The 26,323-nt window shown below is 38.7% G+C and carries 20 protein-coding genes and 1 tRNA gene; 7 read left to right on the top strand and 14 right to left on the bottom strand.

Annotation, left to right across the window (positions count from 1 at the left end):
- Nucleotides 1–95: 95 nt before the first annotated feature.
- Nucleotides 96–167: transfer RNA gene (locus AQPE_RS17505), tRNA-Arg, on the bottom strand.
- Nucleotides 168–378: 211 nt separating this feature from the next.
- Here AQPE_RS17505 and AQPE_RS17510 point away from each other — a divergent pair.
- Together AQPE_RS17510 and AQPE_RS17515 are read left to right on the top strand one after the other, a co-directional pair.
- Nucleotides 379–1,164, top strand: coding sequence for an HD domain-containing protein (locus AQPE_RS17510; RefSeq protein ID WP_318347787.1), 786 nt, complete (start codon nucleotides 379–381; stop codon nucleotides 1,162–1,164).
- Nucleotides 1,165–1,190: 26 nt separating this feature from the next.
- Entirely contained in the window at nucleotides 1,191–1,403 is a 213-nt protein-coding gene (locus AQPE_RS17515) for a (2Fe-2S)-binding protein (protein WP_318347788.1), read from the top strand.
- Nucleotides 1,404–1,483: 80 nt separating this feature from the next.
- Here AQPE_RS17515 and AQPE_RS17520 read toward each other — a convergent pair whose 3' ends face one another.
- Nucleotides 1,484–2,365, bottom strand: a complete 882-nt coding sequence (locus tag AQPE_RS17520) for an AraC family transcriptional regulator (protein ID WP_318347789.1) — start codon at nucleotides 2,363–2,365, stop codon at nucleotides 1,484–1,486.
- Between the two features lie 173 nt (nucleotides 2,366–2,538).
- On the opposite strand from AQPE_RS17520, the gene AQPE_RS17525 reads away from it, so the two are divergent.
- Nucleotides 2,539–3,204, top strand: a complete 666-nt coding sequence (locus tag AQPE_RS17525) for a hypothetical protein (protein ID WP_318347790.1) — start codon at nucleotides 2,539–2,541, stop codon at nucleotides 3,202–3,204.
- Nucleotides 3,205–3,364: 160 nt separating this feature from the next.
- Nucleotides 3,365–4,747, top strand: a complete 1,383-nt coding sequence (locus AQPE_RS17530) for a S8 family peptidase (RefSeq protein WP_318347791.1) — start codon at nucleotides 3,365–3,367, stop codon at nucleotides 4,745–4,747.
- Nucleotides 4,748–4,826: 79 nt separating this feature from the next.
- Here AQPE_RS17530 and AQPE_RS17535 read toward each other — a convergent pair whose 3' ends face one another.
- Complete coding sequence (locus AQPE_RS17535) at nucleotides 4,827–6,122, bottom strand: SLC13 family permease (RefSeq protein ID WP_318347792.1); 1,296 nt, start codon at nucleotides 6,120–6,122, stop codon at nucleotides 4,827–4,829.
- A 343-nt stretch (nucleotides 6,123–6,465) separates the two neighbouring features.
- On the opposite strand from AQPE_RS17535, the gene AQPE_RS17540 reads away from it, so the two are divergent.
- A complete protein-coding gene (locus AQPE_RS17540; protein ID WP_318347793.1) occupies nucleotides 6,466–8,055 on the top strand; it encodes an alpha/beta hydrolase in 1,590 nt (529 codons plus the stop codon).
- Nucleotides 8,056–8,485: 430 nt separating this feature from the next.
- Here the strand turns inward: AQPE_RS17540 and AQPE_RS17545 are convergent, their stop codons facing one another.
- The 10 genes from AQPE_RS17545 to AQPE_RS17590 form a co-directional block, all read right to left on the bottom strand.
- Nucleotides 8,486–9,487 carry an IS256 family transposase, variant Zn-binding type gene (locus AQPE_RS17545; RefSeq protein WP_449658186.1) on the bottom strand — a complete coding sequence of 334 codons (1,002 nt, stop codon included), beginning with the start codon at nucleotides 9,485–9,487 and terminating at the stop codon, nucleotides 8,486–8,488.
- Nucleotides 9,488–9,718: 231 nt separating this feature from the next.
- Entirely contained in the window at nucleotides 9,719–10,771 is a 1,053-nt protein-coding gene (locus AQPE_RS17550) for an OmpA family protein (protein ID WP_318347794.1), read from the bottom strand.
- A 757-nt stretch (nucleotides 10,772–11,528) separates the two neighbouring features.
- Complete coding sequence (locus AQPE_RS17555; protein WP_318347795.1) at nucleotides 11,529–12,749, bottom strand: sodium ion-translocating decarboxylase subunit beta; 1,221 nt, start codon at nucleotides 12,747–12,749, stop codon at nucleotides 11,529–11,531.
- Nucleotides 12,736–12,999, bottom strand: coding sequence for a hypothetical protein (locus tag AQPE_RS17560; protein ID WP_318347796.1), 264 nt, complete (start codon nucleotides 12,997–12,999; stop codon nucleotides 12,736–12,738). Before AQPE_RS17560 ends, AQPE_RS17555 begins: the two co-directional genes overlap by 14 nt.
- A 900-nt stretch (nucleotides 13,000–13,899) precedes the next feature.
- Complete coding sequence (locus AQPE_RS17565) at nucleotides 13,900–15,063, bottom strand: sodium ion-translocating decarboxylase subunit beta (RefSeq protein WP_318347797.1); 1,164 nt, start codon at nucleotides 15,061–15,063, stop codon at nucleotides 13,900–13,902.
- 3 nt (nucleotides 15,064–15,066) lie between these two features.
- Nucleotides 15,067–15,510, bottom strand: a complete 444-nt coding sequence (locus AQPE_RS17570) for a biotin/lipoyl-containing protein (protein WP_318347798.1) — start codon at nucleotides 15,508–15,510, stop codon at nucleotides 15,067–15,069.
- Nucleotides 15,511–15,570: 60 nt separating this feature from the next.
- Nucleotides 15,571–15,993 carry an OadG family protein gene (locus AQPE_RS17575; protein ID WP_318347799.1) on the bottom strand — a complete coding sequence of 141 codons (423 nt, stop codon included), beginning with the start codon at nucleotides 15,991–15,993 and terminating at the stop codon, nucleotides 15,571–15,573.
- Nucleotides 15,990–17,549 (bottom strand): acyl-CoA carboxylase subunit beta, encoded by a 1,560-nt coding sequence (locus AQPE_RS17580; RefSeq protein ID WP_318347800.1) that lies wholly within the window; start codon nucleotides 17,547–17,549, stop codon nucleotides 15,990–15,992. Before AQPE_RS17580 ends, AQPE_RS17575 begins: the two co-directional genes overlap by 4 nt.
- A 25-nt stretch (nucleotides 17,550–17,574) precedes the next feature.
- A complete protein-coding gene (gene mce, locus AQPE_RS17585) occupies nucleotides 17,575–17,979 on the bottom strand; it encodes a methylmalonyl-CoA epimerase (protein ID WP_318347801.1) in 405 nt (134 codons plus the stop codon).
- 265 nt (nucleotides 17,980–18,244) lie between these two features.
- A complete protein-coding gene (locus AQPE_RS17590; RefSeq protein ID WP_318347802.1) occupies nucleotides 18,245–19,561 on the bottom strand; it encodes an acetyl-CoA hydrolase/transferase family protein in 1,317 nt (438 codons plus the stop codon).
- A gap of 388 nt (nucleotides 19,562–19,949) precedes the next feature.
- On the opposite strand from AQPE_RS17590, the gene purL reads away from it, so the two are divergent.
- Together purL and AQPE_RS17600 are read left to right on the top strand one after the other, a co-directional pair.
- Nucleotides 19,950–23,639, top strand: a complete 3,690-nt coding sequence (gene purL / locus AQPE_RS17595; RefSeq protein WP_318347803.1) for a phosphoribosylformylglycinamidine synthase — start codon at nucleotides 19,950–19,952, stop codon at nucleotides 23,637–23,639.
- 109 nt (nucleotides 23,640–23,748) lie between these two features.
- The gene (locus AQPE_RS17600; RefSeq protein WP_318347804.1) at nucleotides 23,749–24,366 is read left to right on the top strand and encodes a DedA family protein; all 618 of its coding nucleotides are present in this window, start codon (nucleotides 23,749–23,751) and stop codon (nucleotides 24,364–24,366) included.
- Nucleotides 24,367–24,452: 86 nt separating this feature from the next.
- Here AQPE_RS17600 and AQPE_RS17605 read toward each other — a convergent pair whose 3' ends face one another.
- Nucleotides 24,453–26,150, bottom strand: a complete 1,698-nt coding sequence (locus AQPE_RS17605) for a hypothetical protein (RefSeq protein ID WP_318347805.1) — start codon at nucleotides 26,148–26,150, stop codon at nucleotides 24,453–24,455.
- Nucleotides 26,151–26,323: the final 173 nt, after the last annotated feature.

Raw genomic sequence — 26,323 nt, forward strand, 5'->3', positions numbered from 1 at the left:
AAACCAAATGTTCGTTTAAAATGAAAAGTTCTGGATTGTACGAAGAAAGTTGATTGGTTTTAAATTAATAAGCCACTGATATTCAGTGGCTTATGTGATCCTACCGGGATTCGAACCCAGATCATAAGAACCGGAATCTTACATTCTATCCATTGAACTATAGGACCGATTTATTTTAGCGTTGGCAAAAATAACAAAACTTGAAATTAATCAACCTCTTTATTCAAAAAACATAAAAAACTCAGGCCTTTTTTATTAACAAACACGAGTTATAGCTATTTTCAGGATATTCAGGTTCGGGGTTGTTGATAATTTTATCGGCACCCATTCACTGAAGATAGTTTATTCTACTACTTTTGAAGTTAAGAAATTAACCATATGACTACAGTAGAATTATTGAAAGAATGCCGTCTTGAGTTTGAAGAATATTTTCAGTCACTTGTTACCGGATCACCTGATAATCAGCAGAGGGTTGAAGATATTCGCGCGCATTCATTACGAGTTGCGGGTAATTCTCTTTTACTTGCACAAAATTTATTGCAAACAGAAGAAGATAAACACATCGCCGAGATTATTGCATTGTTTCATGATTACGGGAAAGCAGTCATGATCGTTCAGGGTACTGAATCGCCGATAAACATACAGCATAATCATGCGGCCTTATCGGCCAAACTGATACAGCAGATGGGATTCTATCCTAAGTTGTCCGCTGATGTTCAGTTAATTATTCTGAAGTCGATAGAAGGACACAATAAACTTAAATTACCCAAACTGGATAATGAGCAGCAAACTCTTTTTGCTCGCTTGCTTCGTGATGCCGATAAGCTGGATATTTTCGAAACGTCGTACCGCTTTTTTAAGGAAAAATATGGCACCCAGCCTTTAATGGCCATGGATTTGATTAACCATGTCGAGATTTCGGATAAGATAATTAAAAGTGTTTTGGCCGGAAAAACTGCAGCAGTGGAGGATATGAAAACCATGAACGATTATCGGCTGTTGCTATTGTCGATGGCTTTTGATCTTAATTTCAAATACACATTCAGAATTTTGAGCGAGAAGCAGTACATCCAGAAAATATACGAAACCCTACCTAAACGCGATCTGATTATTGATGCTTATCGGGGAATTAAACTGTTTGTAGAAAATAAATTTGTTTCCTGAAAGTTGCATTATAAGTTGATTTCAGAATGAGTAAGCGGTTGGTTTGTATTTGCAATATGGTTACAGAAAAAGAAATTGTTGCTGCATTGACTAAAGGTGCAAGATCAACTTCTGAAATTCAAAAAATGACTCGAGCCGGAACTAGTTGTGGTAGATGTTTGCCTTGGATTGACTCAATTGTAGCAGATTTTATAGCCAACTTAGATGACCCACAGCAACGAATTAACTTTAGTGAATAAACTAAATTCTAGAATTCAACCGCCATGCTGATTTCTGCGACTCCTGCCTTACCGGTGGGTGAGTAGTACTTTTCAGTGTTTTAGCTAACCCGTTTTATTCCTGAAAAATTCTCACGGTATTGGCTAGGCGTACATCCCTTGTTTTTCCTGAAAATCCGGTTAAAATTAGATATGTTATAGAAACCACAGCGGACAGCTATCTCCGAAATAGTTTGATTGGTTTCAGTAAGCCATCGGCTGGCAAATCCAATTCGGTAATCGTTCAGGAAATCGACAAATGATTTTCCAGTGCGTTTTTTTATTAAACGAGACAAAGTTGTTTCAGTAACATTCAGATATTGTGCTACATCGTTGATTCGTATTTTCTCCTGGTAATTTTGAGCAATGTATTCGAATGCTTTTTTTATTTGATTACTGTTTTCAAAATCGGTTGTATTCATATCTCCTGAACATAGAAGTCTTTGGTTTTCTGAAACTGAAAGAACATGCAGTATCGAAATCAAGCCGATAAAAGTATCCAACCCGTTTTTTTTTGATAACTGCTGCAACTGTGGAGTAATTTGTTGGGTTGTTTCTTCTGAAAATAAGATACCATGCGATGCATTGTTTAGTAACTCTCTTATGGGTTTCATCATGTTTCGGGCCAGAAGGTTTTCGTGAATCAGGTCGCGGTGAAACTGAATGGTAATTTCATGAATCTTCTCGCTTTTACATTTTCCATCATTCCAGCCATGGTATAGGTTTGGCCCCACCAGAACCAGTTCTGCATCAGTAATCATGCTTTTATGATCGCCCACAACTCGCTCAGCATTTATAGCGTGCTGAATAAAATTCAGTTCAAATTCAGGATGAAAGTGTATGGGGAAATCAAACTTGCTTTTTTGCCGGTCGAAAACCAACAGGCAATCGCCTTGCGACAAAGGCGTGATTTCACGCTGTATCTTGTTGACAGGTCTATTCATTTACTGAAATTAAAACTGGTTGTCGCGAAGATAACTTCTAATAATGGAATATTGGGGTATGTAAATGCAATCATTCATCACTATTTTTTGAAATCTGGAGGCGCTATCTATTTCGCATGCTGCGGATATTTGATCTGATTTTTTGGTAACTTGGCGTTAAATTAAACCTAGCCATGAAAACAAAACTATATTTCATTCTTTCAACTCTTTTACTTCTCGTTTTTGGTTTTGAATCAAGGTCTCAAGATAAAATAGCGGTCTCCGGAACAGTTACTTTCTTTAAGAGTGTTCCTTTAAACAAGGTAAAGATAGTTGCATTAAATTCCGGGGATTTGACCTACACCGACTCACTTGGACAGTTTAAGCTCAATTGTTTAAAGAAAGATGTCCTGATAATTTCAGCTTCAGGTTTTGAGGGAAAAAATGTAAAAGTTGGAAAGCAAAATGCTTATGTTATCAACCTTGTTTATAAGAATAATCCGACTAATTTCAAATATGCAGTAAGCAACGGGCATGTTTCTGAAAATGTTCTTATGCAGGCAATTAACTCGGGGCAGCAAAAAAAGGGGAAAGATTATTCGACTTATTCATCAATATTTGAACTAATAAGCAGTGAAATTTATGATGTTCGGGTAACAGGCTCTGTTGTTTATAATAAAAAAATCAATTCATTTGATTCTAATCCCCAAGTCCTTTATGTTGTTGACGGAAAAGTTGTTTCCGATATCTCTTTTGTAGCTCCTGCTGATGTAAAAACAATTGAGTTTGTTGATGATGTTAGCGCAACAATGTGGGGAATGCAGGGTGCTAACGGGGTTCTCAAAATCACTCTTAAATAAATGGCAAATTAGCAATGATCTTATGTTTCGTATTTAAAGCTAATTGTTTGTATTCCCAAATTCTTTGATGATATTTTTCATATTTGATAAACGGAAGTTTTTAGCGTTAAACTATTTATGTTCCGATGCTGTTTTAAGTAAAACCTTAAAAAGAAAGTCTATGAAAAAACTAAATGTATTAACAGCCGTTTTGCTGGCAGGTTTAGTCATTGCCGGATGTTCTCAGAAAGATGAATTGCAGGTTTCTGATCATTTATCGACATTGAAAAATGCATCAGTGAAAACTGATTATGAAATGGTTCCCAATGAAATTCTGGTCAAGTTTAAAGAAGGTACCGAAGTGTCAAAAAAGGAAGCGGTTTTTGCAAAACTGAATGGAAAACTCAAAGAAAAAATCCTGACCAAAATGATGGAAAAGCAAAATGATAAAAATGGAATTGATTTGGTCACTATTTCAGGAAATGTTGCTGACGCTATTTCTAAAGCCAAGGATCTTCCTGAAGTTGAATATGCTGAACCAAATTACATTTATCAGCATTTTTCTACTTCTAATGATACTTATTATACCAATGGGTCATTATGGGGAATGTACGGTGATGCCACATCACCAGCCAATCAATTTGGAAGTCAGGCAGGTGAAGTCTGGGCTACCGGACACACTGGATCAGGAGCTGTTTATGTTGGTATAATTGACGAAGGTTATATGTACACTCACGAAGATCTGGCTGCGAATGTTGGAACAAATCCAGGCGAAATTGCAGGCAATGGAGTCGACGATGACAACAATGGTTACATTGATGATGTTTATGGTTGGGATTTCGATGGGAATAATAATTCAGTATTTGATGGCACTGGTGATGATCACGGAACACATGTCGCTGGAACCATTGGTGGAGTTGGTGGCAATAAAATAGGAGTTGCTGGAATTTGCTGGAATGTTAAATTGCTGGATGCTAAATTTCTTGGTAAACGGGGAGGAACAACAGCAAATGCAATCAAAGCAGTTGATTATTTTACAGGATTAAAAGAGAATGGTCTAAATATAGTTGCAACCAACAATTCGTGGGGTGGCGGAGGATTTTCTCAAGGTCTAAAAGATGCTATTGACAGAGCAAATGCTGCTGGTATTCTTTTTATTGCTGCAGCTGGCAATGATGGAACAAATAATGATGTTACAGATAGCTATCCTTCAAATTATGATAGTCCTAATGTAATTGCTGTTGCTGCTATTACATCTACAGGTGCATTAGCCAGTTTTTCTCAGTATGGGGCAACTACTGTGGATATTGGAGCTCCCGGTTACGGGATTTGGTCAACAGTTCCAAAGTCTTCTAAAGGCAAGATAATTTCGGGTTATGCAAGTTACAGTGGAACTTCAATGGCAACTCCTCATGTTACGGGTGCTGCTGCTTTGTATGCTTCAACATATCCCGGAGCAACTGCTGCCCAAATCAAAACGGCAATTTTAAGTTCTGCGGTACCGACTGCTTCTCTTTCAGGGAAATGCGTTACTGGAGGACGACTGAATGTGAGTGGATTTTAATCTCGATATAAATGAGAAAGAGGCTGTCCTGAACTGGGACAGCCTCTTTCTCATTTATGGTAATAATGAATTATTCCTTTTATTTAGAGTTTTCAGGAGCTAACATTTGTTGCTCGGTGGTTGGTGGAGGAGTTGTGTCGCCCGATTTCTTTTTGTAGGGTAGGGGTTCCCATCCCATAAAAAACAACAAGACAAAGAATCCAAGAATGTACGCAACAATGATGTGCCAACCAGCCTTTAACCAGCCAAATACTGACCTTGCTTCGTGAAATTTCGACGAAATGGCGACTCCTGCTGAAGACCCGAACCAAACCATCGATCCACCAAATCCAACGGCATAAGCCAGCATACCCCAGTCGTATCCGTTTTGTTCCAATGCAAGTTTGGTAAGTGGAATATTATCGAAAACGGCAGAAACGAATCCTAATGAAAATGCCGATTGCCATGATGCTGCTGGAAGTTCCTCGACTGGCATGAGCGATGCACATGTGACCAGTGAAAGTAGAAATATGGAACCTGCTATGGCATTTTTTGCTTCTTTCCAATCAGTAACTCTTATAAATGCACCAATTCCGATAGCAACCCATACACCCAGAGCAGGGAAATCAAGGAATACGTTTGTTAAGATAGTCATCAATAAAATTAAGGCAACAATGCCGATTCGACCCCAATCAATTTTAAGGTTTGGAGTAGCATCTTTCTGGATGCGCTGATATTTATCTTGCTGAATGGATGCAAATATGGAAAAGAAGGCTAAGGCTGTAAATGCTGCAACATAAGCATGAAGAACATTGAAAGGCGAAACTCCCTGGATCCACATCAAAGTAGTAGTAGTGTCGCCAATTACACTTCCAGATCCACCGGCATTACTAGCCGCAACAATCGCTGCAATGTACCCCAAATGAACTTTGTGTTTGAAAACGACCATGGCAATGGTTCCGCCAATTAAGGCCGCAGCAATATTATCGAGGAACGATGAAAGTACAAAAACCGCAATGAGCAGCACGAGAGGGCCTTTCCAGTCGTTGGGCAACAATTGTGGCAAATAATCCGGAAGTCCCGATTTTTCGAAATGCCATGAAAGAAGTGCAAATCCAATTAAAAGTCCAAATAGATTGAGCAGAACACTCCATTCTCCTACGCGCATCTCTTTGTGCAGAATCTGATCTGAAAATGCCACATGCCCAAATAAATGTTCTACTAAATTAAATTCAGGGATGAAAATAAATTTAAAAAGAAGGATCGAAGTTAATCCAATAAGACCTACAAAAAGGGTATAACGATGAAAAAGTGCAACACCAAGTAGTGTTAGTCCGAAAAGCAAAAATTCGGGACGAAGCCCAAAAATAAGAGGTGCAATTTGTGCCAGAATCATAATTCGTTTGTTAGATATAATTTAACAGTTAGAAATAGTTATTCAATTTTCAGGAGATAAAGATATATCTTGAATTTCAAACTTTATCACAAAAATCTCATTCAACTTCGGTTTGTCGAAAATAAAATTATTGCGGCTTTATATTAACCTTAAAATTCAGTTTTATCCTGAATAAATTCAATTTTTGCAGCTAATTTTGCGGTCGAATAATAGGTTAAAAATATGATCTCGGTTATATACACTTATGGCCATCTTCTCCGTTCAGTAATCACCAAAAGTCGATTAATCAAGACCAGAAAATTAGAATAATATGTATTTGCTTAAGAAATTGAATTTGCTGCTGATGTTTGCACTAATCTCAGTATATGTGGTTAATGCCCAAACCCCAACTCCCCAAATGGGAATCTATGATGGAACGATTGGAAGCGATCACCTGATTTTAGTAGCGGATAAGGCTGATTCGTCGTTATTAAAAGGGTCTTTTGTCCAAAATCGAGGAAAGGCTGTTGAGGAAAGTCATTTCTTTATCCTGAATACATCCGGAAGCAAACCCATTTTTCAATCTGATTTGTACTTAGGGAAAATGAAAAATTCCAAAATAAGTTCTTCTGGCTTTGAAGGCAAACTTACTCTGATGAATGGGAAGAGAATATTTATTTTCTGGCGCCCCAAAGTTGATGTTAGTTTTACTCAAAGAACAGAGGTTCAGGTAAAGCCCACCAGTCGCTATCAGGACGAAATCTTTCCCGTAATAGAAGTCAAGAGTGATTTATTATATGGAAAAGCCAAAGGATATTGGACACATTCGCCCTATTCGAACGAACCATACATTACCACATTGAGCAAAGGATTGGTAAAGGCATTCAATGATCCTGAATTACTTGATCTAAAGTTAGATGTTTATTATCCCAAAACCGACCTTTTTAAAAACCGACCTTTGGTAATGCTTATTCATGGTGGTGCGTTTTATATTGGTAGTAAAGAGTCGGCTTGTGAGGCGACATTGGCTACATCGCTTGCTAAGCGTGGCTACTTGGTAGCTTCTATCGATTATCGCCTGGGGTTTAAGTTAATGCCAAGTGATATCGAACTGAGTGCCTATCGGGCTATTCAGGATGCCAATGCAGCCCTGCGGTTTCTTGCACATAACGCCAAAGGACTAGGTATTGATCCTACGCAGGTGTATATCGGTGGAACGAGTGCCGGAGCTGTAGCTTCGCTTAACACTGCCTTCATGAAGAATGATGAACGGCCAGAACGTATTCTGAAAGCGGGCCAGGAAGGCTTACTCGGAAAAATCGAAGAATCGGGAAATAAATACACCGAAAAGTTTACGATTAAAGCTGTAGTTAATATGTGGGGAGCTGTTGCCGACCTCAATATTATCGATAAGGGCGAAAACATACCGGTTTTGTCAATTCATGGTACCGCCGACGATATTGTACCTTTCGAAAACGATTATCCGTTTCGCAATTCGTTGATGATAAATCAACTGGTTATGGATAAAATGTATGGTTCGAAGTCAATCCACGACCGGTTACAGATACTGGGCATACGTAATCGGTTAGTTTCTCTCGATGGACTTGGGCACGAGCCGGAACTTGCCACTTACAATACTTTAAACAATTGGATGGATACCATCTCGAATAATGTTTCGCGTTTTTTGTACGAAGAAACGGCCCCGGAAGTCATGTTGCCCAAAAATCAACTTGCTATCCCAGAAAATGCCGATCTGAAATCTTTTTATTTTGAAGTGAATAATGGTTCTCTGGTTCAGATCTCTGCAACTGGCGGAGTTAAAACCAAAGCAGATCCAACTGATTCTTCGGTCATTTGGTTTAAGAACGCGATCAAAAAAGAGCTTATTTTTCTGACCCGAAATAAGTTCGAAGCCTGGAATACGGAGACCTTTCCGGTACAAATAGTTAAATGAAAATGAGGTAGCTCATCATTTCACAAAGTGCTAAGTTTTATTTGATTCATGATGCGGTCTTGTGTTTTGTTTTCGGATGTAAATTCTGGCAGATGATATGGGTTGCTACTGCACTTATTGACTCATTTTCCCAAGGACTAAATTTTATCAACACGATCTGAAAAAAGTTGATTTTAGTCGAATCTATTTAGATGGAGGTTTAGGGCTGCAACGCAGGTTAGAGGAATTCAGGCAATGTGGTCAAAAATAGTTGGTGATTTTTTGGAAAATAATTAGTAAGCTCCACGCAGTTAATCCGAAGAGGAAGCAGGCTCTGATGGAGATCAACCTGCCAGCAATAAGGTTAACGCATAAACAGTAATACAAGGGTAGTCCAACAAGCTGCCCTTTTTCTGTTATTACTGGTATGCCCACAATGGCTTAAAAAAACTCATTTTGCGTTAGCAAAATAAATGTACCACTTGATGAAGTTTATTCGGTGTTTTACCGTCAACCCACGATGGATATCCAGGTGGTTTTTAAGATGACTGAAGTATCCTTCTATCCCGTTTGTAGTCTTGGGTATATCTGGGTTTGATAGGTAATGAAACATGTTTGGCAAAGCCCGTTTGATGGTTATATAAGAGCGGCGAAGCAGTTTATGTGTGTACCAATATCTTCCGGTTTCTGTGTTGTATGTTTTTTCATTCAAGTAATCTTTGTGTGTTTCATGCCATTTTAGAAACTCTCTTGTCCAGTAAATCCGGTCATTTTCTGATTTAATTCGAAGGATAAATAGCACCAGTTTGCGTAGTTCCTGTCCGGCCTGATGTTTGGGATACTGTGTTAGCCACAGCAGGCACATGCGCTGGATATGAACCAGACAGCGTTGGACGATAGCTTCTGGAACTGACCTTTTTATCGCTTTTAAGATACTTTTATGACCGTCGGTGGTAATGCTTTCGATCTGAATCCCAAGTTTGAGCAAGTTAGCCAGATCCTCTTTGATTTCCTCATAGCGTTCACCGTCAGTAAAGCGATGCAGCTGGGTGTAGCCATCAAAATCGTCTTGATAACAAACCAAACAAAACTGCGCAAAATACGTGGCATCTATCCGTAAATGAACACGCTCTCGCTTGATTATTTTGACCAATGGCGCTTGTTCTAAAAAATGGTAAAATGTCCGTTGAAGTGTAGCTTGCGATAGGCTGCTGTCCCTGCTTAAAATTTGATAAGTCTGACGTTCCAATATCCACTTTCTGAACCATACAAACCTGTTTTGAATTCTCTGTTCTGGACGATTTTCAGTTAGAAAAATTCCGCATCGTTTACATTTGAATCGTTGCTTACCCCCTTGTTTTCCCCATCGAATAACATCTGTATATCCACAGGCCCAACAGCGTTTTTTTTGATTTTTCCATAAACATAAAAAGTTTGATGAAACCAAGTTCATCAAACTTTCTGTATTATCAATATTGGTGTGCTTTACAAAGCTTTTTACCAACTATTTTTGACTAATATGCCGGAATTCATAACTCAAACAATCAATATCTTAAAATTTAGCCTGATATACAATGAGGTATTTGTTGTATATCAGGCTATATAACTAAGTTTTAACTTAGGTGTAGTTTTATTTTTGCTTACACGAGACAGTTTTTGTAAAAATATTTTTAACTGCTTTACGCTAAAATTCAATTTTTACCCTTCTTGCCATATCAAACAATTCTGGAATTTTTCTATCAAAATCGATTCCAATACTAACTATATTTATTTTAGAAGGATCAACGCCCAGATTTACTAATTTATCTTTAACTGCATTTGCTCTGTTTTTTGCTAATTTCAAATTATATTCTGAAGATGCAACATTTGAACAATATGCGGTAATCGTAACTTTATCTTTAATCTTATGTAATGATTGTTCAATATTTTCCAATCCATCCTTGTCTATTTTATAACTATCATTTTTAAAATATACATATTCCGGATTTGAATTTGATGTAGGTGCTGAGATTTCCTCGCAAACTTCTGTGTAGTAATTATTTGTTACTTTTCTTGTTGAGTCAACATAAACAATATTATTTGTTGGGGCTAATTCTGGCTCAAGATAGAAATCTGCATGATCTTTTTTCTTACCTAAAACAAAAATAGCTTTAACATTAAAATCAATAATTGATGTTTTGGCAACACCATTAATCGTGGCTTGATTAATATCTGTTACACCAGTTGGAGCCGAAAGATTCACACCGGTAATGACATTTAATCCTGCAGTCAGGAAAAATTTATCAGTAACCCTGAATTCATTATCAACAAATCCGGCCAAATGAAAATTAGTTACACGGTCAAACATTTGTGTATTAGTGAAATCGTGTGAATTGGAAAGATCGCCACCAATACCTCCAATAATAGTATATCTATTTTTAGCTATTCGTTCCAATTTAAGCAATCTGCCAAAATTGCAAACACCAAAAATTTGACCTTCAGCATATTTCACTGATTGATCTGTTAAGGTATAATTGTGATTTGTATAACTACCGGATACCCTAACCCCATATAATGGAGTTGCCATATATCTAACGCCTATTCCAGCATTATATAATCCAACTTTACTACCTCCATATGGCATATCTTGCAATTTTGTTAAGCCAAATTCTGGTTCAATTGACCACTTATTGAATTCCTGTGCAAACATAAACGTTGCACTAAACACGAAACAAATAATTACGAATAGCTTTTTCATTTTATTCTCTTTTGGGTTTACTTCTCCAACTTTGGGGTTGGTTTAACTTTTTAAATGTTCGTTAGTTTTTTGATGCCTAGCGAGTGAGTTCAGAGGTTGTTCATTTTTTTTTTATTGATACTAAGATACAAAAAAGGTGTAGTTAATAAGTCGGAAGAAATATAACAACTAACCGAATAACTTCATAATGTTTTTGTTGATTTTTGATTTCTGTTTTTAGAGGGATTGATTGTATTACAACTTAACTTTCGGTTCCATCTGTTAAAATAAATAATACACAAACGCAATCTGAGTATTTGATCTTTAGTTTCTGAATAATTAAAGCTCTTTAATCTTTTGATTTGCTGGTCTTTTTATGAGTGAAGGAAAGGATGGATACCTTGGAACAAAAAAAATCAGGGCTCTCATTCATGAATCTAACCTCTTGGACAGGGGATATGGAGGACTCAAATGTTGATCTTTTGCAAGTTTAGTAGGTGTAAAAACAAAAAGGTAGAACCTCTGTCCTACCTTTTCTCTCTTAAACTAACTAACCTAACTAAACCTAAACTTATGAAAAAAAATGTATTACAAAGATAGGCTCCGGGATTGATTTTCAGGTAAAGTAATTCTTAAATGATGTTAAAGAAATCATGTAGTCGTGTTAATTAATTCTAAACAGATTTTGACAAAATAGAAAAACGATGGACTTCTTTCTAAAAAAGTTCACCGTTTTTCAATTAATGGGTTTTAAGTGACGCAAATGAAAGTAGTAAAATTATTTCAGGAAATACGGAATCAATGTTACGTATAAGCCAGTAATTATTGCAGTAGTTATTACTCCTGAAATATTCGCACCCAAGGCATCCTGAAGTATAATCGCTTTTGGATTCACTTGGCTTACTGCTTTTTGAGCCACTTTTGCTGTACTCGGGACACAACTTACACCTGCAATGCCAATTACAGGATTGAATTTACCACCGGTTACCCAATAGACAATGTATCCGCCTAATAATCCTCCGATGCCTGAAATTAACAGTGCCAAAATACCAAGAAGAAGCAGAGGCAGAATCTTAGGATTAAGAATTAGATGTGCTTCACATAAAATTCCCAACAAAAGCCCCAGGAAAAAGGTTGATCCATAGAGTAATGGACCTTGAATGAAATCAACCACTGGTTTAATATCAGCTTCGCGTACGGCTACTCCGAGGAAAAGTGAGAAAAATAGTGGCGCCGCTACTGGGAATAAAAGGCAAAGTACAACACACATGATAACAGCAAAGGTAAGTTTCTGCGACGAACTTATAGGATTTACTTTTTTAGGTGGAGGAGGCTGAATTCCTCTAATGTGCTTGGGAACCAATAATTTTATCAGGTAAGGATAACCTCCGTATGTAAAACCAAGATACAAATACGCCACGATAGTAATTGGAACAAATAGATCTTTGGAAAGGATCATTGATGTAAACAAGACCATTGGTCCGTCAGCTCCACCTACCATTGCAATTGAGGCGCTGTCTTGAAGACTCATTCCCATAGCCGATGCAATTGGAACGACTAAAAATGTGCCCATTTCGGCGAATAATGCCAAAAATATACTCAGAAAAGGACGGCGAAGCATGTATCCTACATCAAGCAGAACACCAATTCCCATGAAAATACAGCATGCAATTAATCCGTTAGAAAATGTAAACGTATAAATAGGTTGTAGCCAGTCGATTTGGAGAATATCAAAAAGGTCTTTTGTGTCGGTAATTAATGGGTCAACAAATAAATTTCCTTGCTTGCCTCCCGGAAGCACCATAACTGCCGCATTGATGGTTGCCATACCCAAACCCATTGGTATCATCAGCAAGGGCTCAAGAATTTTCTTTTTTCCAAGATAAATCAGAAATAAGCCAAGCGCAATTAAAGCCAACCGTGCTAAAAAAACATCAATGCCACCAGTGAATAATGTCCCAATTCCCGGAAATAAGGTTCCTAAATTAATTTTTTCCATAGTGATACTGGTAGAGTTCTTGATTAAATACTGATTCATTGGTTGTTCCCTCCGAATTGTGACCAGGTACTACAAATCCTTTACTCAAATCTTGCCTTGAAAAAATATGCAATAAATGAACTGATTTTGTAGATTCACCGACTTCTTTTGGCGATAGGACCCATTTTATACTCCAAATAATTGAAGCAACGAAAAAACCTGTAGCAAACGTCAAAGACGCAGCTATCAATACAAAATAACTTGCAATCATGATTTAAGGTATGTTAAATTTTTAATGAAAAACCCTTAAGGATTAGCTTATATCATCAGACAACTTGAATAAGTTATTTGATGTAAAACAAATAATAGATATTTATGTAGTAAACTTATTTTCAGTGTTTATCACCGATGTTGAGAAGTAATCATTGCAGAAAAATCTGCCAGAGAGAAAGTGTGAAATGATAGATTAGGAATAAGTTGATCTTCGAAATTGAAATTATGTTTAATTTTTGAGTTAAAATAGAAACTAGCTCGGAAGAATTTGAAGATTTTGAAGTTGATCCGAAGTCGCGTTTTTTTTGTACTGATAATTGATTGTTGTCAGAAGTTATAAGTAAGGTTTCTGTTTTTTCAATACCTTGTATATCATTAGATTGATCGTCTTCTACCCAATACGAAATTGTTGAATTTGGTAAATTAAGATAAAGGTTGGTATGGCACCTCCCGTTATAGGAAAAAATTAAACTAAATAGCCCAATAAATAAAACTATTAACTTCATTTTTCAGTTCATAAATTCAGCATAAAAATACGAACATTATTATTTGCTAACCCTTGATTTTAAAGGGAATTAATATTCATTTAATATAGAAAATAACGATTCTGAAATTTCAAATATACAGTTGGAAATCTGAATGTAAAGTTCAGCATTTCATGGAAACTGGATTGCAATTGTTTTCAGTATTTATAAAAATGAATAACCTTACCTAATTAGATTTTGCTCTTGAAAATACCGTCATTTGATTGTCATTAGTAGTCATTTGAGCTACAATTAATGAACGCTAATTACCATTTAATTACTCCATTTGAATTTAGACATGATATCGGATACTATAAAAAAAGAGGTTGCCAAAAAAATGACAACCTCTTAAAATTTATTTAGTAAGTATTTCTTTAGTAAAGGAAGCTTAATAATACCCCGGCAGCTACTGCTGAACCGATTACACCAGCAACATTTGGTCCCATGGCATGCATTAACAGGTAATTGGTCTTGTCATATTTCAAACCTTCAACCTGCGAAACACGTGCAGCAGCAGGAACGGCCGATACGCCGGCATTTCCAATTAATGGATTCAGCTTATCACCTTCTTTCAAGAAAAGGTTCATGATTTTAACAAACATTACTCCACCAAATGTGGCAATTACAAATGATAATGCTCCAAGGAAGAATATTCCCAATGATTTGGTTGTAAGGAAAGTTGTAGCCTGTGTTGAAGCGCCTACGGTCAAACCTAAAAGGATGGTAATGATATCAATCATAGGTCCTTTCGCTGTGTCGGCTAAACGTTTGGTAACAGTGCTTTCTTTCAGTAAATTACCAAAAAATAACATTCCCAGAAGTGGTATTGCTGATGGCACTACGAATGTGGTAAACAACATACCTAATATAGGGAAGACGATTTTTTCAACCTTAGAAACCTGACGTGGTGGTTTCATGCGGATCAAACGTTCTTTTTTAGTAGTAAGTAACCTCATAACCGGCGGTTGAATAACTGGTACCAAAGCCATATATGAGTAGGCCGAAATTGCGATTGCTCCCATCATTTCAGGAGCTAATTTTGAAGAAAGGAAGATGGCAGTTGGACCATCAGCACCACCAATGATACCAATTGCACCAGCTTCAGCGCCTGTATAGCCTAGTGCGAGAGCAATACCATATGCTCCAAAAATACCGATCTGAGCTGCGGCTCCAACCAATAGCAATTTCGGATTTGAAATGATGGCCGAGAAATCTGTCATAGCCCCAATTCCCAAAAAGATCAAAGGTGGATAAATACCCCTGTTGACTCCAAAATACAAGTAGTTTAAAACGCTTCCTTCTTCGTATATTCCGGTTTCATTACCCGGTAGGAAGGCAATATTCCCTACTAGAATTCCAAAACCAATTGGTACCAACAACATGGGCTCGAAACCTTTTGCAATGGCCAGAAATAAAAAGACCATTCCCACACAGATCATAATTAAATGACCCATTGTGACATTTGCAAAAGCAGTATATTGGAAGAACTGGTTCAGGTGTTCACCCAAAAAATTCATAAATCCTGCTGATTCACCCATAACTTATTCTCCTATTGAAATTAATATGTCACCTTCCATTACGGAGTCGCCCTTTTGCTTAACGATAGCCGCTACGGTGCCTTCTTTATCCGATTCGATTAAATTTTCCATTTTCATGGCCTCCAACGTTAAAAGCTTTTGACCAACCTTTACCCGATCACCAACATTAACATACATGTCGAGGATAACTCCGGGAAGAGGTGATTTAATATTCCCAGCTCCTTTAGGCGCCTGAGGACTACTTGTTTTTGCCATAGATGGGTGGGCGTCAGTAGATGGAATTGCAACAGAACGCACTAATTTTGGCGTTTTTGAAGGTTCTAATTTTTGATCAACCTCAACCGTATATGGACTTCCGTTCACTTCTAACTCTACAAGATTATCTTCAACATTCTTGATGTCGACCTCGTAATCATTTCCGTTTATTTTAAATTTAAATTTTCTCATTTTTCTACATAATTTTTTTCAATAACTAAATTTACTTTCAAGGGCACAGATAGCTGATTCCTATTTTACTGGAGGTCTATTTATCATGTATAATTTAGAATTCCAGGGAGAATAAAGTTTTGCAACCTTTTGAATCGTAATTTTAAGGCTTTCCATGTCATGCTGCTTGCTATTATACATATATAAGGCCATGCCAATAGCTGCCGAAACTTCTGCTTCAAGATCTTTGATTTCAGTTGTTGTAACTTTATCAAGAGTGTGTTTTTTTGCTGATTTGTTTTGAAAAGCAAAGTAAATTTTTGAAATGTTACTGAAAAACAAATAAACAATAGCTAAAACCGAGAAAACAATCGAAATCGCGATTAAAGTCATGCCAAGGCCATAAGGATCATACTTTACAAATTCATCGGCTGCTTTATGCCCCATTTTTAGCGGTTCCTCTGGAATCGCTAAAAGCACTGTACATAAGTTTTGAATCATCATAAAGGCAAATTTGAGTGTTTCTTAGGTGGATTGGTGGCCTTCTTGGTCGAAAGAGTCTGCAATGCCCTAATAATGCGGAATCTGGTATTGCGAGGTTCAATTACATCGTCGATATAACCGTATTCGGCAGCCTTGTATGGATTCGCAAATTTTTCTTTGTAATCTTCTTCTGCCTGGGTAATGTAGGCCGCACGTTCAGCTTCATCTTCAATAGCTGAAATCTTTTTGCTGCGAAGTACTTCGATGGCGCCTTTAGGTCCCATTACAGCAATTTCTCCTGATGGCCAAGAGTAATTAATATCACCGCGAAGGTGTTTCGAAGCCATTACACAATATGCGCCGCCATAAGCTTTACGCAGAATAACGGTTACTTTTGGAACGGTAGCTTCACCATACGCAAAAAGCAATTTAGCGCCGTGAGTAATAATTCCACCATATTCCTGAGTGGTTCCTGGCAAGAATCCAGGTACATCGACTAATGTGATGATCGGAATATTGAAGGCGTCGCAGAAACGTACAAAACGAGCTGCTTTACGCGAAGCATTAATGTCGAGAACTCCTGCAAGATAGTTCGGTTGGTTTGCTACTATTCCAACAGATGTACCATTGAAGCGAGCAAAACCGGTAACAATATTTTGAGCGTAATTGCGCTGAACTTCAAGGAATTCGTTATAGTCAACTATGGAATGAACTACATTTTTTACGTCGTATGGTTTGTTCGGATTGTCAGGAATGAGTTCATTCAGCGAATCATCCAAACGGTCTATCGAGTCGTCGCAAAATGCGATAGGCGCATCTTCAAGATTGTTCTGCGGTATGTAACTCATCAGTTTGCGGATTAACGAAATGCCTTCATGCTCGTCTTCGGCAATAAAGTGCGAAACCCCTGATTTTGCACCATGAACAGAAGCTCCACCCAATTGTTCATCGGTAACGATCTCGCCGGTAACTGTTTTTACTACTTTAGGTCCGGTTACAAACATGTAACTGGTATTCTTGCTCATGATGATGAAGTCGGTCAGGGCTGGCGAATAAACTGCACCACCTGCACATGGGCCAAAAATTGCAGATATCTGCGGAATCACTCCGGAAGCCATGATGTTGCGCTGGAAAATTTCTGAATAACCTGCTAATGCAGTTACACCTTCCTGAATACGAGCACCTCCTGAGTCATTAATTCCGATAACGGGAGCGCCAATTTTCATGGCCATATCCATTACTTTGCAAATTTTAAGTGCGTAAGTTTCTGACAATGAGCCTCCGAATACAGTGAAATCTTGTGCATAAATATACACGATACGTCCGTCAATGGTTCCTTGACCGGTTACTACACCATCGCCCAAAAACTTGGTTTTTTCCATACCAAAGTTGTCGCAACGGTGAGTCATAAACATATCGTATTCTTCAAAACTGCCTTCATCAAGCAAAAGGTCAATACGTTCGCGGGCGGTTAATTTACCTTTTGCATGCTGCGCTTCAATTCTTTTTTCTCCACCTCCGAGTTTTGCTTCAATGCGAAGGTCAATGAGTTTTTGTATTTTATCTTGATTGTTCATAGGTTGTATTGATGGGTAATTTAAATTATTTGTCAGAGCAAAGTTCGGTTAATACCCCTAAGGTCGATTTAGGATGAAGGAATCCAATGTTTAGACCTTCAGCACCTTTACGGCTTGTTTTGTCGATCAGTTGAACCCCATTGGCAGATACATCAGCCAGAGCTTCATTTACATTTTCTACAGCAAAGGCTAAATGGTGAACGCCAGGGCCTTTTTTCTCGATAAACTTGCCGATTGGTCCTTCCGGATCGGTTGACTCCAATAGTTCAATTTTAGTTTGACCTACTTTGAAAAAGGCTGTCTTCACTTTCTGGTCGGCAACCTCTTCAACAGCATAACATTTCAAACCTAAAACATTTTCATAATAAGGAATTGCTTCTTCCAAATTGTTTACTGCAATTCCAATGTGTTCAATATGAGTTATTTCCATTTGTGTGAGAGTTTAATATAAATTGATAATTTGATTTTAACTGTAGTTTTTTTTGCGCTGCAAAAGTACGCTTACATTCTATCTTTTTTAACCAATTGCTCAATTATTCGAAAAATGGAGCGTGTGTTCTTTAACAGTGGTTTAGTAATTAATAAATTTTTGTATTGGTTTTTCCTGGATATTTTGATCGTCAAAATTCAGGATTTACCTGATTTGAGGATAAAAGAAAAGGCAGATTTTGAGCCTGCCTTTTCTTTATCTGTTTTTAGAGTCTGCTACTATCTTTTACAAAATGGAAATGTGATCCATAACGTTCAAATGAAGCTTTGTCCAGAGCTTCCCTATGATCAGGGTGGGCAATTGACGTAAGCAGCCTGGCACGTTCCTGCAAAGTTTTTCCGTAGAGATTAACGGCGCCATATTCAGTTACAACCCAGTGCATGTTTGAACGGGTGCTTACAACTCCTGAACCTTCGATCAGGGTTGGGCTAATTTTAGATACCCCTTTGTTAGTAACAGATGGAATAGCAATAATTGGTTTACCACCTTTTGAATGGCCGGCACCACGGATGAAATCGATCTGGCCTCCAACTCCTGAGTAATGTTTTGTTCCTATTGAGTCGGCACAAACCTGACCGGTTAAATCGATTGCCAATGCCGAGTTGATTGCAGTAACTTTGTCGAGTTTACGAATGACAGCTACGTTATTGGTGTGGCCAACATCCATCATGGCAACCATTGGGTTGTCGTCAACAAAGTCGTAAACAGCCTTAGTTCCCATCAGGAACGAAGCAACCATTTTACCTTTTTCAATATTTTTATATTTTCCGGTAACAACTCCTTTTTCAACCAATGGCAAAATGCCATCAGAGAACATTTCGGTATGTACCCCCAAGTCTTTGTGGTTTCCCAATTGAGCCAATACCGCATTCGGAATACCGCCAATTCCCATTTGCAAACAAGCGCCGTCTTCAATTAATTCGGCAACATTTTTACCTAACTGAATTTCAATGTCGGTAAGTGGTGCATTTCCATGGGCATACAATGGAATATCATCTTCAACGAAAATATCGATCATGTCAATGCTAATCATAGCATCGCCCCAACAGCGTGGTACATTTGGATTTACTGCTGCAATAACAACATCAGCGCATTCGATAGCAGCTAATGTTGCATCAACTGAAGTTCCCAGCGACACAAAGCCGTGTTTGTCGGGAGGCGAAACCATAACCATAGCTACATTAACTTTTAGGTAGCCATCTCTGATCAATTTTTGAGTTTCGCTCAGGAAAACCGGAATGTAATCTGCAAAACCAGCTTGCGTTTGTTTGCGCATGTTTCCGGCAACAAAAAATTGTTCGCCCCAAAAAATTCCTTCGAATTCAGGATTGGCGTAGTCAACCTGTCCTTCAATATGGATGTGTTGAATTTTAACATCATACAATTCGCCGTTTCTTCCACGTTCAACCATTGGTTTAATTAACGTGTGGGGAGTAACTGCAACCGAACTCAGATGAACTCTGTCGCCCGATTTAATAACTTTTACTGCTTCTTGAGGAGATACGTATTTAATTTGTTTCATAAATATGATTTTGAATGTATTGTCGTTTAAAAGTCGCCGGCAAATATAGATATTAAATTTTCACCCAACCTTGAGGAAAATTCTATTTAAAACGTATCTGCATAAAAGAACCGGTATGTAAAATTAGTGTTAAGAAATGCCTTTTGTGCTTATTTACAGTTATATATGTAGAACTTTAGATGTGTTTAAAGCGAAGGATTGTTGATTGGTTGAACTGCTGAATGGTTGCATCTCAATGATCATTACTTAATTCAATTTCCCTTTACCCAATTGTTAACACTGTCCTGTTATTTACTTTTTTAACTGCTTTAAGCCTGAAATATTTATCTTTGTCGCGTTCGTTTTTTGAAGGCATTTGCAAATCAAATATATATCTAAATATTCCCAAATGATTCTATTCTTTAAGACTCCGGAAGACACGTTTATTGCATTGAATTCTGTCGAAAGCCTTAATCAGGAAGACATTACAAAGTTGGTTTGGCTGTTTGGCGAAGCCGAAAAACTCAATGAAGAAGTTCTAACGGGCTGGTTTGTAGGACCCCGTAAAGAAATGCTCACCCCATGGAGTACCAATGCCGTTGAAATTACCCAGAATATGGGTATTCAGGGTATCCTGCGAATAGAGGAATATGTGCAGGTTGCCGATCAATCTGCCGGTTACGATCCGATGCTGAAAGCATTGTATCACAACTTAGATCAGACCATTTTTACGATCAATAAAAAGCCGGAGCCCATTCTTGAAATAGCTGATATTTCTGCTTACAATGAGCAGGAAGGATTAGCCTTAAGTCAGGAAGAAATAACCTATCTCGATTCGGTTTCAGAAAAACTTGGTAGAAAATTAACCGATGGCGAAGTATTTGGTTTTTCACAAGTAAATTCGGAGCATTGCCGCCACAAAATTTTCAACGGAACTTTTATTATTGATGGGGTAGAGCAGGAGATGTCTCTTTTTCAACTCATTAAAAAAACATCGCAGCAAAATCCGAATTTTATCATTTCAGCCTATAAAGACAATTGCTCGTTTGTTCAGGGACCAGTTGTTGAACAATTTGCTCCTAAAACTCAGGACAAGCCCGACTTTTTTGAAGTTACTGATATGGAGACCGTTCTTTCGCTGAAAGCCGAAACACATAATTTCCCGACTACCGTTGAGCCTTTTAATGGTGCGGCAACCGGAACTGGTGGAGAAATCCGCGACCGTATTGCCGGAGGAAAAGGTAGCTTGCCCATTGCCGGAACTGCTGTTTACATGACTTCGTATCCACGTACCGAAGATGCCCGCAGTTGGGAACAGGCCACCGAAGAACGTGACTGGTTGTACCAAACTCCGGAAGAAATTCTGATCAAAGCATCGAATGGTGCCAGCGATTTTGGAAATAAATTCGGACAACCCATCATTACAGGTTCGGTGCTGACTTTTGAGCATTTCGAGAATAATCGCAAATATGGATTCGATAAAGTAATTATGCAGGCTGGTGGTATCGGCTTCGCAGCAAAAAAAGACAGTTTAAAAGACGAACCAACCAAAGGTGACAAAGTAGTGCTTTTGGGTGGCGACAATTATCGCATCGGAATGGGTGGGGGAGCCGTTTCATCAGTAGCAACCGGAGAATTCGAGAACCACATCGAGCTGAATGCTGTTCAGCGTGCTAATCCTGAAATGCAGAAACGTGTTTACAATGCCATCCGTGCGTTGAGCGAATCGTCTGAAAACCCTATTATAACTGTGCACGACCATGGCGCTGGCGGTCACTTGAATTGTTTGTCGGAATTGGTTGAAGCTACCGGAGGCAAAATTGATACTTCGAAATTGCCTGTTGGCGACCCAACGCTTTCGCAAAAGGAAATTATTGGTAATGAGTCGCAGGAACGTATGGGATTGGTGATGCACGAAAAAGATGTGCCGCTGTTGCAACGTATTGCCGACCGCGAACGTGCCCCGATGTATGTGATTGGCGAGGCAACTGGCGATATGCAGTTTACCTTCGAAAACTCGAAGACTGGAGAAAAACCAATCGACTGGCAGCTTTCGTACATGTTTGGAAAACCGCCAAAAACAGTTTTAACCGACACTACCCGAAATGAGAAATTTGCTGATTTGCAATACGATCAAACCAAAATAGAAGATTACCTCGAAGATGTTTTGCAGTTGGAATCCGTTGCCTGTAAAGATTGGTTGACCAATAAAGTTGACCGTTCAGTAACCGGACGAATTGCCAAGCAGCAATGCGTTGGACAATTGCAATTGCCGCTAAATAATGTAGGTGTAATCACGCTCGATTATCAGGGTGAAAAAGGAATTGCCACCACCATTGGGCATGCTCCTGTTGCTGCTTTGGTTGATGCTGAAGCTGGCTCGGTTCTATCGATTGCAGAATCGCTGACCAACCTGGTTTTTGCTCCGCTTTCGGACCAGTTGAAAGGGGTTTCGCTGAGCGCCAACTGGATGTGGCCTGCAAAGAACGAAGGTGAAAATGCGCGCATTTACAAGGCTGTAAAGGCTGCCAGCGATTTTGCCTGCGAACTGGGCATCAATATCCCAACAGGAAAAGATTCCATGTCAATGACCCAGAAATACAAAGATGGCGTAGTTTATGCGCCGGGTACGGTCATCATTTCTGCTTCCGCAGAAGTTTCGGATGTGAAAAAAGTGGTCGAGCCGGTGCTGATTAATGATGTAAATTCATCCATCTATTTTGTCGATTTCTCGAAAATGAACCGTTGTCTGGGTGGAAGTGCTTTCTCGCAGATCATCAATAAACTAGGCAATGAAGCGCCTACAGTGGCTGATACAAAATATTTTACCGCTGCATTCAATGCGATTCAGGATTGCATCGAAGACAAAAACATATTGGCCGGGCACGATATTTCTTCCGGAGGTTTGATTACTACTTTGCTTGAGATGTGTTTTGCAGATAATTATTCAGGAATGAAAATTGACCTGAGTGGAATTGGTGAATCGGACAGTGTAAAACTGTTGTTCAGCGAAAACCCTGGAGTTGTTGTTCAGGTGGCAGATTCTTCAGCTTTTGAAGCGAAACTGAATGCTGCTAGAGTTCAATTTATCCTGATTGGAAAACCTTCAGGAAGCCACACTTTTACGGTGAAAAATGGAGCCGATGAATTCAACTTTGATCTGAATTCGTTGCGCGATTTGTGGTTCACTTCATCGTACCTGCTCGATCGGAAACAATCCGGAGAACAAAAGGCTTTGGAACGCTTCGGAAGTTATAAAAAGAATGAATTAAACTACTATTTCAAAGGTTTCACCGGAAAAGCTGCCGATTTGGGAATCGACCTGAAGCGTCGCCAGCCAAGTGGAATCAAAGCTGCTATCATCCGTGAAAAAGGCGTGAATGGTGACCGCGAAATGGCTTACATGATGTATTTGTCCGGAATGGATGTAAAAGACGTCCACATGACCGACCTGATTTCGGGTCGCGAAACTCTGGAAGATGTAAACATGATTGTGTTTGTCGGTGGATTCTCCAATTCCGACGTGCTGGGTTCGGCGAAAGGTTGGGCTGGCGCATTTAAATACAATGAAAAGGCAAAATTGGCTCTTGATAATTTCTACAAACGTAATGATACGTTGAGTTTAGGTGTTTGCAACGGTTGCCAGTTGATGGTAGAACTCGGCCTGGTTTATCCTGAACGCGATGAAAAGCCAAAGATGCTACACAACGAATCGCATAAATTCGAATCAGGCTTTATTGGTGTCGAAATTCTTCCGAATAAATCGGTAATGTTGGAATCGATGGCTGGAATGAAACTTGGAGTATGGGTGGCGCATGGTGAAGGAAAATTCAGTTTGCCCCAGGAAGAATCGGCTTACCAGATTCCGATGAAATATGCCTACTCAGCTTACCCGGCAAATCCAAACGGATCGGATTACAATGTCGCTTCGCTTTGCTCCGAAGATGGCCGTCATTTGGTGATGATGCCGCATTTGGAAAGAGCTTTCAAACCCTATCATTGGCCGTACTACCCAATCGACCGGAAATTTGACGAGGTTGCCCCATGGATGGAAGCTTTTGTGAATGCAAGGAAGTGGATCGAAAAGAAAACGAGATAGAACTTTAAATTTAAGTCATACGGGCTTTCTCTGAATTGAGAAAGCCCTTTTGTTTGCTTGTTATTTAGGTCGCTCTGTTTATCTTTGACCGAATTTAAAATCATTTCTTATGCTCGAATATTTTCAAACACTCGCTGACTGGTATATGCAACATATGAATTATCTGTCGATCACATTACTGATGATCATTGAAAGTTCATTTATACCGTTTCCATCAGAAATTGTTATACCGCCAGCGATTTGGAAAGCTGCTGGTGGCGATTTGAATATGCCTTTGGTGGTACTTTTTGCGACGTTGGGAGCTGTAATTGGAGCAGTTGTAAACTATGTTTTGGCTTTGTGGCTTGGACGGGTAATTGTGTACAAGCTAGTTGAAACGCGGCTGGGTAAAATATTTATGCTTAGTCAGCATAAGGTGGAAAATGCAGAGGTTTATTTTAACAGACATGGTCGTAGTTCAACATTTATCGGAAGATTGGTGCCGGGGATTCGACAATTGATCTCAATTCCGGCAGGCTTGGCAAAAATGAATTTTAAGCAGTTTATTCTCTTCACAACGTTAGGTTCGGCACTTTGGAATGTTATTCTTGCTGTTTTGAGTTATTCGCTTTATACACAGCAGGATATGTTGAAAAAATACATGAGTGAACTTTCTTATGCCTTGTTGGCTGCGGGAGTTTTGTTTGTTGTGTACCTGATTTGGAAATACAGAAAGAAAAAGGAGTAACGTTTGGTCAGTTTAGTTTCAGGAACAATTATAAAAAGCGAAGGCATCTCAAAACTGAGATGCCTTCGCTTTTTGATTGAAAGGTATTAGTTCCAATGGTATAATCCGTCAACAAGTCTCGACTGCTTTTCTTCAGCAGAAAGTGACAGGTATTTTTGACGTTCAGCTTCGTAAGCCCGTTGTTTTCTTAATTCTGTCTCTTTTAGTTTGGTTTCATAAATACGTTCAACTTTATCGCGAAGGAATTTATTTGCCACCGTTGGAAACAATTCAAGAAGTAACTCTTCCTTTTCGTTGGTTGCAAGTTTTACATTTTCGCCATACTGTGGAAAAGATGGATTAGGTTGCTTTTCGTAATTAGACGTATTGTATGGAGTCTCCTTGCGTGTTCCGGCTATTTTTTCGCGGAAATCCGGATCAACCGGAATAGGTGTTTTGCCATATGAACCCTTTACCAGATTAACAAATTGGGTGGAGTTATTGCTGTAAAATGGCTTCCCGTTTTTTTCATCAATGACACAATTGACTGCTTCAGCGCCTACAATCTGGCTGGTTGGTGTAACCAATGGAGGACAACCTGCCGCGAAACGTACAGTAGGAATTAATTCAAGTACACGTGGTAATAATGTTTCCTGTTTCAATTGCTTTAATTGAGCAAGCATGTTGGTGTACATTCCACCAGGAACTTCAGCAAATTTGACTTTTTCGTCTGGATCCGGAAAATTAAAATACTTTTCAATTTTTCCACATACTTCCATTAGATTGGCTTCGTCGTTGGCTTTTGCATATTCGATAGCGTCATCGAAATATTTATCAATGTATGCTGGTAATGTATCTTTGGTAATGTCGAATTCAATGGGGTAAACTTTGTAGCTGTCAATATCTGCCATTTCCAGTCGAATTTCTTTCAGGATTTTATTGATTCTGACGACAGCATCAAGGTTAATTCCTGTTTCAATTCCTAATTTATTACAGCAAATTTGAACCAGTTCGAACGAAGGAGCTGCCGGCCCTCCGGCAAAGTTTAAGATCGCTGTATCCAGAATGTCAACGCCATTCAGAATTGCGGTTAGTGCAGAGGCTAATCCAAAGCCTGGTGTGCAATGCGTGTGGAAATCAATTGGAATTCTAACATTTTCCTTAAAGGCTTTAATGATTTTTCCAGCTTTTAATGGAGGAATCAGACCTGCCATATCTTTAAGGGTAATCATATCGGCACCCATCGCTTCCAGTTCTTTGGCCATGTTCACAAAATAGTCAATTGTGAAAATCGCTTTGGGCAATGGTTTGCCTTTTAAACGAGCTTTCAATCGTTCTTTTTTTGTGAATTTAGGATCAACGGTATAGCAGGTTACACAATCGGCCAGACCACCGTTTTCTTTGACATATTTTATGGTTGATCTGATGTTGTTTGTATCGTTCAACGCATCAAAAATACGCATGATTGAGATTCCTGACTGAACGGCATTCCTGTTAAATCCTTCAATAACTGACTCTGGATATGGATTATAACCGAAAAGATTCCGACCACGGGATAAAGCGGTGAGGTGCGAAATATTTCCAATTTCAGCCTTGATTTTTTCAAGCCGTTCCCATGGATCTTCATTCAAATACCGCATTATGGAGTCAGGAACAGCGCCACCCCAAACTTCAAGTGCGTAAAATCCGGCTTCTTTGTAAATTGGTAATAAACGATCAATTTGAGCCTGTTTCATTCGTGTTGCAAAAAGGGATTGCTGTCCATCCCTCATAGTCACATCTCTTATTAATAATTTTCTGGTCATTACGTTAAATGTTTAATTGATTATGCAAAAGTGGACAATTATATTGGCTCTAAAAATTCTTTTTTAGAAAATTTAGCGTATTTGTTCAAAGTTTTTATTATTCGATAATATTTGATGATGTCTGCCTCCATTTAATGGCATGAAATCCTTCATGGAGAAACATTAACTGTATC

Origin of the sequence: Aquipluma nitroreducens, from assembly GCF_009689585.1 — a bacterium.
GTDB classification, from domain to species: domain Bacteria; phylum Bacteroidota; class Bacteroidia; order Bacteroidales; family Prolixibacteraceae; genus Aquipluma; species Aquipluma nitroreducens.